This is a genomic window from Paenibacillus nasutitermitis, from assembly GCF_014641075.1.
In the GTDB taxonomy this organism is placed as follows: Bacteria; Bacillota; Bacilli; order Paenibacillales; family Paenibacillaceae; genus Paenibacillus_Z; species Paenibacillus_Z nasutitermitis.
The window spans coordinates 19,715-32,076 of the sequence record NZ_BMHP01000017.1 but is presented as its reverse complement, the minus strand read 5'-3'; the positions used below and the strand labels follow the sequence as shown (position 1 = coordinate 32,076).

The 12,362-nt window shown below is 51.9% G+C and carries 15 protein-coding genes; all 15 read left to right on the top strand.

All coding sequences use genetic code 11. The features are described 5' to 3' along the window. Positions 1 to 147 precede the first annotated feature (147 nt). The 15 genes from IEY46_RS35230 (at position 148) to IEY46_RS35160 (ending at position 12,329) form a co-directional block, all read left to right on the top strand. The gene (locus tag IEY46_RS35230; RefSeq protein WP_189000792.1) at positions 148 to 429 is read left to right on the top strand and encodes a CopG family ribbon-helix-helix protein; all 282 of its coding nucleotides are present in this window, start codon (positions 148 to 150) and stop codon (positions 427 to 429) included. A gap of 3 nt (positions 430 to 432) precedes the next feature. After that, positions 433 to 783 carry a type II toxin-antitoxin system PemK/MazF family toxin gene (locus IEY46_RS35225; protein ID WP_189000789.1) on the top strand — a complete coding sequence of 117 codons (351 nt, stop codon included), beginning with the start codon at positions 433 to 435 and terminating at the stop codon, positions 781 to 783. A gap of 134 nt (positions 784 to 917) precedes the next feature. Then, entirely contained in the window at positions 918 to 1,355 is a 438-nt protein-coding gene (locus IEY46_RS35220; RefSeq protein ID WP_189000850.1) for a GNAT family N-acetyltransferase, read from the top strand. 204 nt (positions 1,356 to 1,559) lie between these two features. Then, positions 1,560 to 2,183: a YhbD family protein gene (locus tag IEY46_RS35215; protein WP_189000787.1), complete on the top strand. Its 624-nt coding sequence runs from the start codon at positions 1,560 to 1,562 to the stop codon at positions 2,181 to 2,183. 12 nt (positions 2,184 to 2,195) lie between these two features. Beyond that, entirely contained in the window at positions 2,196 to 2,876 is a 681-nt protein-coding gene (locus IEY46_RS35210; protein WP_189000785.1) for a polymer-forming cytoskeletal protein, read from the top strand. 12 nt (positions 2,877 to 2,888) lie between these two features. Next, entirely contained in the window at positions 2,889 to 3,560 is a 672-nt protein-coding gene (locus tag IEY46_RS35205; protein ID WP_189000783.1) for a cell shape determination protein CcmA, read from the top strand. 32 nt (positions 3,561 to 3,592) lie between these two features. Continuing rightward, the gene (locus IEY46_RS35200; RefSeq protein WP_189000781.1) at positions 3,593 to 5,137 is read left to right on the top strand and encodes an MDR family MFS transporter; all 1,545 of its coding nucleotides are present in this window, start codon (positions 3,593 to 3,595) and stop codon (positions 5,135 to 5,137) included. A 187-nt stretch (positions 5,138 to 5,324) separates the two neighbouring features. Continuing rightward, positions 5,325 to 6,497, top strand: a complete 1,173-nt coding sequence (locus tag IEY46_RS35195) for a YhgE/Pip domain-containing protein (protein WP_189000779.1) — start codon at positions 5,325 to 5,327, stop codon at positions 6,495 to 6,497. 91 nt (positions 6,498 to 6,588) lie between these two features. Next, positions 6,589 to 7,191 (top strand): TetR family transcriptional regulator, encoded by a 603-nt coding sequence (locus IEY46_RS35190; protein ID WP_189000777.1) that lies wholly within the window; start codon positions 6,589 to 6,591, stop codon positions 7,189 to 7,191. Positions 7,192 to 7,363: 172 nt separating this feature from the next. After that, positions 7,364 to 8,098, top strand: a complete 735-nt coding sequence (locus IEY46_RS35185; RefSeq protein WP_189000774.1) for an SAF domain-containing protein — start codon at positions 7,364 to 7,366, stop codon at positions 8,096 to 8,098. 2 nt (positions 8,099 to 8,100) lie between these two features. Continuing rightward, positions 8,101 to 8,931 (top strand): CpaE/TadZ family protein, encoded by an 831-nt coding sequence (locus IEY46_RS35180; protein ID WP_189000847.1) that lies wholly within the window; start codon positions 8,101 to 8,103, stop codon positions 8,929 to 8,931. Continuing rightward, a complete protein-coding gene (locus IEY46_RS35175) occupies positions 8,931 to 10,322 on the top strand; it encodes an ATPase, T2SS/T4P/T4SS family (protein ID WP_189000770.1) in 1,392 nt (463 codons plus the stop codon). The genes IEY46_RS35180 and IEY46_RS35175 overlap by 1 nt, the downstream gene beginning before the upstream one ends. 2 nt (positions 10,323 to 10,324) lie before the next feature. Next, on the top strand, positions 10,325 to 11,260 hold the full coding sequence (locus IEY46_RS35170) for a type II secretion system F family protein (protein ID WP_189000767.1): 936 nt from the start codon (positions 10,325 to 10,327) through the stop codon (positions 11,258 to 11,260). Next, positions 11,236 to 11,463, top strand: a complete 228-nt coding sequence (locus IEY46_RS35165; RefSeq protein WP_189000764.1) for a hypothetical protein — start codon at positions 11,236 to 11,238, stop codon at positions 11,461 to 11,463. The genes IEY46_RS35170 and IEY46_RS35165 overlap by 25 nt, the downstream gene beginning before the upstream one ends. Then, complete coding sequence (locus tag IEY46_RS35160) at positions 11,451 to 12,329, top strand: hypothetical protein (protein WP_189000761.1); 879 nt, start codon at positions 11,451 to 11,453, stop codon at positions 12,327 to 12,329. Before IEY46_RS35165 ends, IEY46_RS35160 begins: the two co-directional genes overlap by 13 nt. The last annotated feature ends 33 nt before the right edge of the window (positions 12,330 to 12,362 follow it).

Here is a 12,362-nt window from a genome sequence, read left to right as displayed (position 1 = left end):
AGAGTTAATTGGCATACTCGGCATCTATTCTAGGATGCAGCATACTTGATATATCGTGCGCATAGATATGATGGTGTATAATACGATCACAACAATGCAATACTGATAGTGCGCTTTTGCTGGAAATGTTTTGGGGGTGCGACTTTGGTGGCCAATTTGCAAAACACCAAGAGGATAATGATCAGCTTGCCGGATCATTTGTTAGAAGAAGTTGACGGGATCGTTGCCAAAGAAAACTCAAACCGCAGCGAATTTATTCGTCAGGCGATGAAGTTGTATTTAGTTGAACGCAAGAAGCGTCAAATCCGCGAGTCGATGCAGCGCGGATATTTAGAAATGGCGAAAATCAACCTGGTTATGGCATCGGAAGCTTTTCAAGCGGAGGAAGATGCCGGCGATACGCTTGGCCGACTCGTAAGCGGGGTGTAGAGGTTGATTGTGAAACGCGGCGATGTGTTTTTTGCAGATTTGTCTCCTGTAGTGGGATCGGAACAGGGCGGTGTGCGTCCTGTACTGGTCATTCAGAACGATATTGGCAACCGTTTCAGTCCGACGGTTATTGTAGCGGCCATTACGGCACAGATTCAAAAGGCGAAACTGCCTACGCATGTGGAAATAGATGCGGCGTCACATGGGTTTGACCGGGATTCGGTCATTTTACTGGAACAGATCCGGACAATCGACAAACAAAGGTTGACGGATAAAATTACGCATCTGGACGACGAAACGATGCGCAAGGTGGATGAATCCTTGCAAATCAGTGTCGGCCTGATCGATTTTTAAGCGGTGCGTTTCTAATCGTATCAGACTTGAAACAGGGCGGTAACCGCCCTGTTTTTTTAATTTTCAGACCGTTGAGCTGTCAGTAATAGGGGCATCCGATTATTGTAACGGGCCTATGGAGAGGAATGAATCAGATGGAGCTCAGAAGAGCGTTAACACCGGAAGATAGACAGAGAGCTTTTGAGGTCCGAAAAACGGTTTTCGTGGATGAGCAGGGCGTACCGATTGGAATCGAAATTGACGAGCATGATGAGATGGCGCAGCATGTGGTCATTATGGATGGGGATCAGCCTGTCGGCGCGGGGCGGGTCAGAATGATCGGCGATACCGCGAAGCTGGAGCGTATCTGTGTGCTTGCTTCCCATCGCAAGTATGGATTGGGAAGAGAGCTGGTCGCGGCGATGGAGGAAATCGCAAGAGAATTGGGGGCTGCCGGCGCCAAACTGCATGGGCAAATGCATGCCGAAGCTTTTTATCTGAAGATGGGTTACCACCCAGTTTCCGGAATGTTCATGGAAGAGGGCATCCCACATGTACGGATGGTTAAAACCTTTCCGGAATTAGAGGGATAGGGGAACAAGGCAGGGAGATAGCCGGTTGAGCGTCCGGCAGGGTAAGATCTGGACGAGCCGGCGTCAGTCTGCAGACGGAGATGATTTTCGGTCCAGCGACGCTATTTGCCAGCTGCATACTCCGATACAATAAGAGCTGCGAAGAAATAATTTGTCTTTTCATCGTAACAATGTTATGTTACGACCATAGGAGAGATGATCAACATGGAGCGTGAATTGATTTCCAAGAAGGAACTGCTTGAGCAGACCGGTATTTCTTACGGCCAGCTTTACCGGTGGAAACGAAAACAGCTGATTCCGGAAGAATGGTTCATCCGAAAGTCCGTATTTACGGGACAGGAGACCTTTTTCCCAAGGGATCTGATCTTGCCGCGGATCGACAAGATTCTTCATTTGAAGGACGATGTGTCATTGGATGAATTGGTAGGGAAGCTGTCTCCGGACCTGAATGATTTCACATTGAGCAAAGGTGACTGCTGGAAGCGTAACATTGTTTCGGAGGTTGTCGTCAGGCGTTTCGCAGGCGAGCTTCCCGAGCAAGCCGTACTGTCTTTTCAAAAGATTCTATTTCTGTTTATGGCCGATAAAATGCTGCAAACCGGTGAAATGAGTCTGGAGGAAGGCAATCTGCTGATCTCGACGCTGGAAAAGCATTTCGCGGATTTTGGCGATAAGGGGTGCGAAATTGTATTCATCCGGAAGATGGGCGTATCGATATTTTTCCTGCTGGGCCATGCCGAGACCGTCCACTTTGATCATGGAGTGAAGCAGGTGCTCCGGCTGTCGGCAGCGGATTGCATAGAAGAGTTGAGAATGAGGCTTGCCTAGGAGGGGATAAGGATGGCGAAGAGTATAGACAGGAATCTGAATCTCAGTGGTTTGGGGACGGCATCGGGTGGAGAATACCGCTCCGTTAATATAGATGGAGTGGGGAAAGTGGAAGGGGATCTGAGCTGCGAAAATTTCCGGGTCAACGGGGTTGCGACAATCAGGGGCAGCATCCGTGCCGCGCATCTGGAGGTCAAAGGGAAAATGAGTGCGGAGGGCGGCATTCATGCGCCTGACATTCAGCTTGACGGTGATGTAAGTGTTTATGGACGGATGACCGCCGACGAAATTCATGTGGAGGGCTTGCTCAAGCTCCGAGGCGATTGCGAGGCTGAGCAATTCACCTCCCGCGGAGGATTCACGATAAACGGCATGCTCAATGCCGACAGGATCGATATTCAGCTTTACGGGCGATGCCGGGTGAAGGAAATCGGCGGAGAAAACATCGAGATTAAGAAATCCGAGCGCAGCTTGTGGTCAAAGCTGTTCCAATGGCTCATTCCTGTATTTGACCCGCATTTGACAACAGGTCTTATTGAAGGGGACGACATTCAACTGGAAGGGACCAAGGCGGCAATCGTCCGCGGCAGTCGGATATTTATCGGTCCAGGCTGCATCATCGATCGGGCGGAATACCGTACCGAGCTGATCGTTCATCCGGATGCCAAGGTAAACCATCGTATCAAAGGATAAGGGGGGAACAGTGTGAAAAATACGCAGCCTAAATTAAAAATCACCGGCACAGGTTCTGCGTCCGGCGGTGTATTCGACAGCATCCGGATTACTGGAGAAGCCGAAATCCACGGGGATACGGAAAGCGACTCGCTGGTTTGTACCGGTAATTCCGTAATCAGCGGCTCTTTCACCGCACGCAGCGCAAGAATGGTAGGTGAAATCGTGGTCAATGGCGATCTGAGAGCTTCCCGTCTGTCCTTGCTTGGGCAGCTCAAAATAACGGGAAACGCCAAAGGCGGGCTCTTTAAAATCAAAGGGCAGCTTGATGTCGGAGGGGAATGCGAAGCGGAAGGTTTTCGGATTGACGGGGCTTTCCAAATAAACGGCCTGTTGTCTGCGGATCAGGTTGAGGTCGGTATGTACGGCCCTTGTTATGCAAAGGAAGTCGGCGGTGAGCGGATCAAGGTGAAGCGGGCCAAATGGCAGGGAATCAAAGAGCTTTTTACAAGAGCGGGTGCGGTTCAGATGAGAACCGAGACGATTGAAGGCGACAGCGTTTATGTCGAATATACGAAGGCGGATGTGATCCGCGGCAATAACGTGGTGATTGGTCCCGCTTGCGATATTGGACTTGTGGAGTACCGCAGTTCGCTTACTCTCCATAAAGATTCAGTGGCCCATGACCGGAGGCAGATCAAATAATTCATGTACAAAGAAAAGGAGATGAATGATAGATGACACAGCAGCAAAGCAGGTTGGGATTGGTCGTCGCCGGCCTGCTGCTCGGCATTCTGGTAGCCGCCATTGACAATACGATCGTTGCTACGGCAATGGGGACGATTGTTTCCGATCTTGGCGGCGTCGACAAGTTTGTATGGGTGACTTCCGCATATTTGGTCACGGAAATGGCCGCAATGCCCATATTCGGCAAGTTGTCCGACATGTACGGACGCAAAAGGTTTTTCGTTCTGGGCATTTTCCTGTTTTTATTGGGCTCGGTCCTGTGCGGTACAGCCCACAACATTGTAGAGCTGAGTATTTACCGAGCCATTCAGGGCATCGGCGGCGGGGCTCTTGTGCCGATTGCGTTTACCATTATGTTTGACATTATTCCGGCAGAAAAAAGAGGCGGCATGGGCGGACTTTTCGGCGCCGTATTCGGCACATCCAGTCTGTTCGGTCCGCTGCTGGGTGCTTATATTACCGACCATATCCATTGGCGCTGGATATTTTATATCAATCTGCCTGTCGGATTCATCGCGCTTGCGCTGATCCTGATGTTCTACAAGGAATCGATGGAGCATTCCAGGCAGCGGATTGATTGGTGGGGAGCGGCAACGCTTGTCGGCTCGATTGTCGCATTAATGTTTGCCCTGGAGCTGGGCGGCCAGGAGTATGCCTGGGGCTCCGCCACCATCCTTGCTCTATTCGGGATTGCGGCTGTGCTGCTTGCGGTATTTCTGTATGTTGAAACCAAGGCGGAGGAGCCGATTATTTCCTATTCCATGTTCCGTCAGCAGCTGTTTGCGGCCAGCACGCTGGCAAGCTTGTTTTATGGAGCGGTGTTTATTACCTTTGCCATGTATATTCCGATTTACGTGCAAGGAGTGACAGGAGGTACGGCGACAAATTCTGGATTAATCCTGCTTCCTATGACGCTGGGATCCGTTGTTTCGGCCCAGATCGGCGGCTTTGGGGCGACCAGAACGACCTACCGCAATGTGATGATTTTCTCTGCGCTGCTGTTCGTCCTGGGCACGTTTTTGCTCAGTACGATCACTCCGGAAACTTCCAAATTTCTGCTGTCGGTGTATATGGTTGTAGCCGGGCTCGGGGTCGGTTTCTCTTTTTCGGTACTCGGGATGGCAGGCATTCATGCCTTCGATATGCGGCAAAGAGGCTCGGCTAATTCAACGCTTGCTTTCATCCGCTCCCTGGGTATGACCGTGGGGCTGACGGTTTTTGGGATCCTCCAGCGCAATTTGTTGACCGGTACGATGAAGGATTCCTTTGCAGGAGCCTCAGGCAGCGGAGAATCCCTGGGCAATATCCGCGAGCTGCTGTCGCCGGAGAAACGGGCAGCCATTCCGCAGGATATCATGGACAAAATTGTCGACGCCCTTTCAAGCTCCATCTCCAGAATGTTCATGTGGGGGCTTATTCCGGCGGGGCTGGCGCTGATGACCGTTATGTTTATGGGCAATTCACGGCTGACAGTCACAGGCAGAGAAAGAGGCAAAGAAGCAAAACCGGCATCGGCGGATTCGGGCATCCATTAGCGCCGAAGCTCGACCAATTGAGATATGAAGTTCCGTACCGCGGACTCCTCTGGGAGTTTGGCGGTACTTTTTGTCTGCAAATAAAACGTTATTGACAGCGGAATAAGAGCTGCGTTATATTCTAAACATACGTTTAAAACAATTGTTTAAAACGGTTGATTAATTGAGAGATATAGGAGCTGGGAAAATGAAGCAGGCGATATTTGCATTTCTGAAAAGACCGACTACACTGATCGGCATTATTACGGCGATCATGTTTCAGGTTATTTTTTCCGTCATTTGGATGACGGGTTACAATGGAGTTACCAATGTAGACCGGCTGGACCAGCTGACGATAGGAATCGTGGCTGAGGACAGCCAAATGGGACCGGCTATCGTGGACCAGCTTAGTCAATCGCTGCCCGTTCATATCGAAACGGTAGGGAATGCGGAGGAGGCCCAGCGGCAGTTGAATGAGCGCAAGCTGCAGATGGTGCTGACCATCCCGGCGGAATTCAGCGCGTCGCTGATGAAGCAGGACGGGAGCGCGGCCTTGCAGTACAGCATTAATGAGTCTAATCCAGCGCTGATCAAAAGCATGATGAGCTCCATAGCATCGCAAATTACGGCAGCTGTCAATAAAGAAGCGATCGGGCAGGGCGTCAAATCGGTGCTGACGCAGGTGAAGCTTCCCGGGGAACAGGCAGGAGCGGCTGCGGCTGCGTTGTCTGAGAGAGTTACTTCTGATATCCGTTATTCGAATCCTGTGGACGGGATGAACAATCAAATGGTGCCGATGATGCTGGTGCTTGCTTCTTATGTAGGTGCCATGATTATGGGTATGAACGTTCAGCAGTCTTCCATGGCAATCGGCGCAACCGTTAGCCGATACAAGCAGTTCGGGGCACGGGGCATTATAAATGTCGCCGCAGCTATCATTGTTTCGCTTGTTGGCTCGTCGCTGGTTCTGGCCCTGGGCGGTCAGGCGGAACATGGGTTTCTGGCCATGTGGGGGTTCCAGGCCCTATTTATTCTGACATTTATGTTCGTTGCACAGCTGTTCCTGATTGCATTCGGTATGGCTGGAATGCTGTTTAACATCATTCTGCTGTCTGCCCAGCTTGTAACCTCGGGGGCAATGCTGCCGCGGGAGCTGCTTTCCGGCTTTTACGGGAATCTGGGCCATTTCCTGCCGGCCACTTACGCTGTGGAAGGGAGCATGAACCTGCTGTTCGGAGGTCCGGGGATCGGTTCCCAGGCAGGCAGTCTGTTGATTATTATGTTGGCTGCCATTGCGATCAGCGTGCTTGTCGTCAGTTTGCGCAGACAGCGTGCGGCGCAGCCTCAGGCTCAGGCTGTGGTGGGTTCACGGTCCGCGTAATCGGACATGAGACGCTTGCTTCTTCTCCAATGTGCGTTCATAATTATAGCAAAGTCAGTCATGGATCGGCATAGAGGAGGCTGAGGTACGCATGCATTCTGAAGAGCCAGACGTGAAGATACGGCTGCTGCAGGCGGCCAAGAAGTTATTCGCCAAACAAGGGTATGACGGAACAAGCGTGCGCCAAATATGCGATGAAGCGGGCGCGAACGTTGCGTTGGTATCCTACTATTTCGGCGGTAAGGAAAATGTGTTCCTCGCCTTATTTGAGAATTTCTTTCCGATCGGACAGATTGAAGAATTGGCAAAAAAACCTTCCGATCCTGTACAGGGCGTCAAAGATATTATTCGCGGCGTTACGGAGTTTCGGATGTTGGAGCCCTATATGGTGCAGCTGCTCCAGCAGGAAATTTTATTTAATACGCCGCGTATTGATGTGCTGCGCAAAATGTCGTTCCCGTTATGGAAGCATTTGCGGGAAATGCTTCAACAGGGAAGAGAACAGGGTTTATTTCGATTCCGTTCCCTGAACAACACGCTGATGACAGTTCTGGGCGTCATTATGTTCCATAAGCAAACAGAATATTTCGCTCCTATACTGGAGCCGGAAGTCATGGACATAGAAGCATTAATTGCGGATATGAATGATTTTGTTCTCTCGGGACTTCATTACAAACTCGACAAAAATGGTTAATATCCGACAATTTTCCAATTTTGTGTAGACAGTAGGAAGCTTGTTTGCTATTATGATGTCATTATATACAGCAGATCAATAGCGACGACTATGCGAAGAACGCATGCTTGGGCATTATGCCCTTGCTGCGTTCTTTTTTTGTTCGCTATCAGGCTGCGGGAAGGAACTCGCGATGAACAGAAGACGGAATGTATGGATCAGTGCCGCAGCAGCTGTTTTGTCCGCATTGCTTGTTTACGGTGTATATTTGCTCCAGCTGCGCCAAGTGGAGTTCCAGGAAACAGTGGCCGTCATCGTACCCAACAGGTTTGTACCGGCGGGGGAACGGATCACCAAGGACATGCTGGGTGTGAAGCAGGTAGCCAAAGCTTCCTACAATTCGGAAATGGTGCTTGACGTCGAGGCCGTAAACGGAATGGAGGCCGTTGTCCCGCTTGGACAAGGCGAGCCGCTGCTGCAGTGGAAGGTGGATAAATTCAGGCTTCTGCCAAGCCGTACCCAGTCGACTTTCCAAATCCCGCGCGATTATGTGTTATCGGTCTCCAACGGTATCCGTGCAGGCGACAAGGTCGTCCTCTACCTGACGGGGGAGGAAATCGTCTCTGAGCGTCTGTTCGAACAGCCGGTGACGGTCGCATCGGTCAAAAGCTCGGCCAATATCGAAATCGATGATACGACCAATCCCAATTTAATGTCGCTGGCAAGCGGAGATAAAGAGAAAATGTATGCCTCCAGGCGGGATGCCAACGGGATGATCGATTACATTAATCTCAATCTGCAGGAGGAGCAGTGGCTGGAACTGGATTCACTTTGCAAGGCCGGGAAAGCGCGGATCGTGATCGCTTATTCCTCCCAGTCGCTTGATATCATGGATGCTGCCTATACGCAGACGGAGGCGGGGTCGTGAGCATGCACTCGCCGCTAGTCACTTTTATGGGAACAACGCCAAATATCGGAACGTCGATAGCCGCTCTTGCAGCCGCTTGCCGGATAGCCCAGGATACGAATGCCAAAGTCGGCTACCTGTGCCTGAACCTGAAAAGCGCCAAGTCTCACCGCTATCTCGGCGTGGACAATCCTTTGGAAACCCTGGATTCCCTGCGTCCGGAGCTGCGCTCATTGTCCCTTCATCCCGAGAAGCTTCTATTAGCAACGCATAGCGTCATAGAAGGGTTGCATGTATTGTTCGGCAACGTGCTGCGGGACCAAGCGGAATTCTTCACCTCGGAAGAAGTGGATCATCTGCTTGATGTAGCACGGCAAACATTCGATATTGTTATTGCCGACGTCGGCGCTTACTGGGATAATGCGGCTACCTTATGCGCACTGCGCGGCGCAAGCCTCCGGTTGGTGGTAACGACCGGTGCGCTATCGCATTTCCAGGAGGATGGCCAACGTTGGCTGAAGCAGCTTTCTCCTTTGTTCGGAATTCCGGGCGATCAATATGAGGCCATCATTATACAGACAACATGGAGAAACGGAGGATTTCACGTGAAAGAGATATGCAATGAGCTAGGTGTGCCTTTATTGGGCGAATTGAAATTATCCGAGCCGATGCTTTCCCAACTGGATAGCGGGACGCTTGACCAATGGCTGGTATCGGATGAGCAGGGCAAGCAGGCTATGGCGCAGCCGGTGCAGCATATTATTCAGCGGTACGGTCTTCCCAGGCGGCCGGGCTTGCATGCACAGCCGTGGTACAGGAAGCTGATGACCCATCGGGACGGGGTGAGCACATAATGAGTGAAGGGCGTTTCTCCCCTGCAGCTTTTTCCTCCCGGCTCCGTGCGCTTGAACAGGTACAAGGCGGTATGGAGGAGATGAAACAGGGAGGCGAGGAGGATTTTGTCCGACTTGCGGAGGATATCCGCAGTTATCTCGCAATGCCCCGCGGCGCTACGGAGGAGGAGCGGCGGCTGTACAACGAAAAGCTGAATCGGGCGGTCATCGGCTATTCCGCAGAGCGAGAGCAGATCCTGGCCGTTATTGCCGAGCGGCTGCTGCGCCAGCGGATTCATGAAATTCCGGGCTACCCGCACCTGTATTCCTCGCTGGCCGAAGCTTTGTTTGCAGAGGTCATTGGCCTTAGCGTGCTGGAACTGGTTTTGCTCCACAGGGAAGGACTCGAAGAAATTCAGGTTGTCGGCACGCGGATATTCGAGGTCAGGGATGGCAGCAGCCGGCCTTCGGCTTATGCTTTCGAATCGCTGCGGGAGGTGGAGCGGATCCAGCAAAATCTGGTGCTTTACAACAACGACCGGTTCAATCCCCGCAAACGATGGGCAGAGGTTATGCTCCGTGACGGCACTCGCGTCACCATGACAGGGTTTGGCTACACGTCGCAGCCCACATTGACTTTGCGATTCTACACGGTGCGTAAATTCCACTTGCACGCTTTGTGCGAACCGGAGTACGGAACAATGAGCGGCCGCATACGGGACATGGTGGTGAGCATTTTGAAAGCTCGCTTCAATATTGTCGTAATCGGACCCACCAACTCGGGCAAAACGCATTTCATCAAAGCTATGATTGGTGAAATTCCTGACGAGGAACGGATTATTACCATTGAAGGGCGTCATGAAATGATGCTCAGACGGGATTTTCCGGACAAGAATACAGTGGAATACGAAGCGGATGAGGAAGATCCGCAGCATCAAGCTACTCAAGCCTTCAAGTTGGCTCTCCGGCAATCTCCGCAGCGCATCATCCATGCGGAAATTCGCGATGAGGACGCCAATATTTACGTTCGGGCGTGTACGCGTGGACATTCCGGCAGTATGACGACGGTGCACGCCAATGCTCTGGAGGATGTTCCGGAAGCGATTGCGGATATGTGCATGTTGGATGGACGGGGAATGAACCCGGAGCGTCTGACGAAACGGATCGCCGAATATGTAACCCAAATCGGAATTGAGATGCGGTTTGTGGCAGGCAAGCGCCGTGTAGTCCGGCTTGCCGAGCTCGGCTGGGCGGATGGCGAGGTTACCGTGCGGGATTGGGCGGTCTTCAATGAGGCTTCCGGCGATTGGGAATATCCTTCCGCCTTGTCACCCAAGACGGCTGCCCGGATTAAAACCGCCGAAGCCTCCTTCGCGGGAAGCGGATATTCAGGCAAGGAGGTCACAAGGTGATAATGATGAAGCTAGCCTTGCTGGCATTTGTAGCGACGCTGTTTATCATGCTGTTTATCTGCTTCCGCCAGCTGCTGCAAGCCTGGTTTGTCCGTCATCAGCAGCAAAGCCGGCTGCAATACCGCCAGCGCCGTCAGCTGAAGCAGCGGCTGGACCGGTTTCTCGGGCGCTATGAACGGCTGTACCGGCATATGTGCGAACTGCTGGAATCACTGCGTCTGGGAGCGGACCCCGGCACCATTTTTATTCTGACTCTTAGTCTGCTGCTGGGCGGGTCGAGTGCCGGCCTGCTGCTTTTTCAAAGTCTTAAAGGTACGATTCTGCTGGGAACCGTAATGGGAGCATTGCCGTATACGCTGCTGCGGATGCTGCTTATTCATCAACAGATGAAGACGCGAATTGATTTTCTGCCGGCTGTGGAGCTGTTCTACCAGTGTTGTCTGGTCAGCGGGGGAAAGCAAATTCGTACTGCTTTGCAGCGTACGGTAGAAGAGAAAAGGCTGCTCGGCCCCATGCAGGCGGTATTTGAGCAGCTTTACCGGAATGTCTCGGTTCGCGGGGATGATGAGGCCAGCTTGCGGATTTTTGCAGCTTCGCTCGGACATGTGTGGGCGGACTATTTTGTCAATATTGTCCGGGCCGGGTTGGCTGAAGGACATCCCATCGCCGACAACCTGAAAGATCTGATAACGGATATGCGCAAAGCCCGCCGAGCCAACCAGCAGGAGCGGAACAAACTGCTGGAAATCCGGATGGCTAACTTCTCGCCGGTGCTGTTCCTGGGATTGTTCCTGGCTATCAACTTTCATTATACGCCGGAAACCGCTTATCTCTACTATATTGCCGACCCTAAAGGGCGGGACTTGCTGCTCAATGCCATTGTCCTCATCTTTGTTTCATTTGTTATGGGCTTATGGCTATCACGCAAAAAAATGTGACCGCTGTCAAAGCGGATGCTTACGATGCTGTGTTTGCTGACGCAAACACCAAAGTGGATGCTTACGATGCTGTGTTTGCTGACGCAAACACCAAAGTGGATGCTTCCGATGCTGTGTTTGCTAACGCAAACACCAAAGTGGATGCTTACGATGCTGTGTTTGCTAACGCAAACACCTTAGGAGATGAAGGATGGAACGTTTAGTGGTTTGGGGGGCTTTGGCGGGGCAGTATGTGCTGGGATTTATTTTCCTTTATACGCTGCTCCGTGCTTTACTTGTGCGCAAACCGCGGTTTGCTTATATCGCCGCTTTCAAGTGGCAGCACAAACGGATTTCGGAGAAATGGCTTGAAATAGTGCGTCTCAGCCGAACCTCCCCTTCCTTCAAGGAGCGGGAGCGTGTACTCGCAGGATGCGGCTACTCCGGCGATCCGGCGTTATATGTCCTGACAAGACGGTTGTTTCTGGCCGCCCTGCCGCTCTGGGCTGCCGCCGCTTACGGGATTTCCTGCTGGCCGCTGCCATTCCTGCCGCGTTATTTCGCACCTTTGTTGCTGGTTGCAGCAGTGCTTCTCGTCCTGTGGGATCTGCCTTTGCTGGAGACTTTTCGTAAATCGCGTTCGGAGAGAATGACCAAAGAAATCTATGTCGTCAGCAATCAGCTATTATATTTGGCTGGATCCTCGCTGCATATTCACACCAAGCTGATGCGCTGCCTGCCGTTTACCCGGACCATGCGAGCTGATATGCAGGTGATGCTTGGGGAATGGTATCACGATGCCGAGGGCGCGCTCAGGCGATTCAAGCTGCGGCTCGGCACGGAAGAGGGGCTCAGCTTTGTGGAAACGATCGACTCCCTCCGGCTGCACGAGAGCGAGCATTATTATGATTTGCTCCGCGACCGCATCAACGACTATAAGGAGAAGCTGGAGCTGGCCAAAGAAAGCCGCAAGGAATCAACCTCTTACATTTTATTTGTCCTTGCCGGCATTCCGATTCTGTATACTTTTCAAATCTTCATCTACCCTTGGGTAAGGGAAGGTCAGAAGCTGTTCAGTTCCTTAAATTAACGGATAGTAGCCCTAAGCGAAAGACAAGGCGTA

Excerpts from the sequence above, each read along its gene's own strand:
- IEY46_RS35220 (WP_189000850.1), top strand. The coding sequence starts at position 918 with ATGGAGCTCAGAAGAGCGTTAACACCGGAAGATAGACAGAGAGCTTTT.
- IEY46_RS35215 (WP_189000787.1), top strand. The coding sequence starts at position 1,560 with ATGGAGCGTGAATTGATTTCCAAGAAGGAACTGCTTGAGCAGACCGGT.
- IEY46_RS35210 (WP_189000785.1), top strand. The coding sequence starts at position 2,196 with ATGGCGAAGAGTATAGACAGGAATCTGAATCTCAGTGGTTTGGGGACG.
- IEY46_RS35200 (WP_189000781.1), top strand. The coding sequence starts at position 3,593 with ATGACACAGCAGCAAAGCAGGTTGGGATTGGTCGTCGCCGGCCTGCTG.
- IEY46_RS35195 (WP_189000779.1), top strand. The coding sequence starts at position 5,325 with ATGAAGCAGGCGATATTTGCATTTCTGAAAAGACCGACTACACTGATC.
- IEY46_RS35190 (WP_189000777.1), top strand. The coding sequence starts at position 6,589 with ATGCATTCTGAAGAGCCAGACGTGAAGATACGGCTGCTGCAGGCGGCC.
- IEY46_RS35185 (WP_189000774.1), top strand. The coding sequence starts at position 7,364 with ATGAACAGAAGACGGAATGTATGGATCAGTGCCGCAGCAGCTGTTTTG.
- IEY46_RS35180 (WP_189000847.1), top strand. The coding sequence starts at position 8,101 with ATGCACTCGCCGCTAGTCACTTTTATGGGAACAACGCCAAATATCGGA.
- IEY46_RS35175 (WP_189000770.1), top strand. The coding sequence starts at position 8,931 with ATGAGTGAAGGGCGTTTCTCCCCTGCAGCTTTTTCCTCCCGGCTCCGT.
- IEY46_RS35170 (WP_189000767.1), top strand. The coding sequence starts at position 10,325 with ATGATGAAGCTAGCCTTGCTGGCATTTGTAGCGACGCTGTTTATCATG.
- IEY46_RS35165 (WP_189000764.1), top strand. The coding sequence starts at position 11,236 with ATGGCTATCACGCAAAAAAATGTGACCGCTGTCAAAGCGGATGCTTAC.
- IEY46_RS35160 (WP_189000761.1), top strand. The coding sequence starts at position 11,451 with ATGGAACGTTTAGTGGTTTGGGGGGCTTTGGCGGGGCAGTATGTGCTG.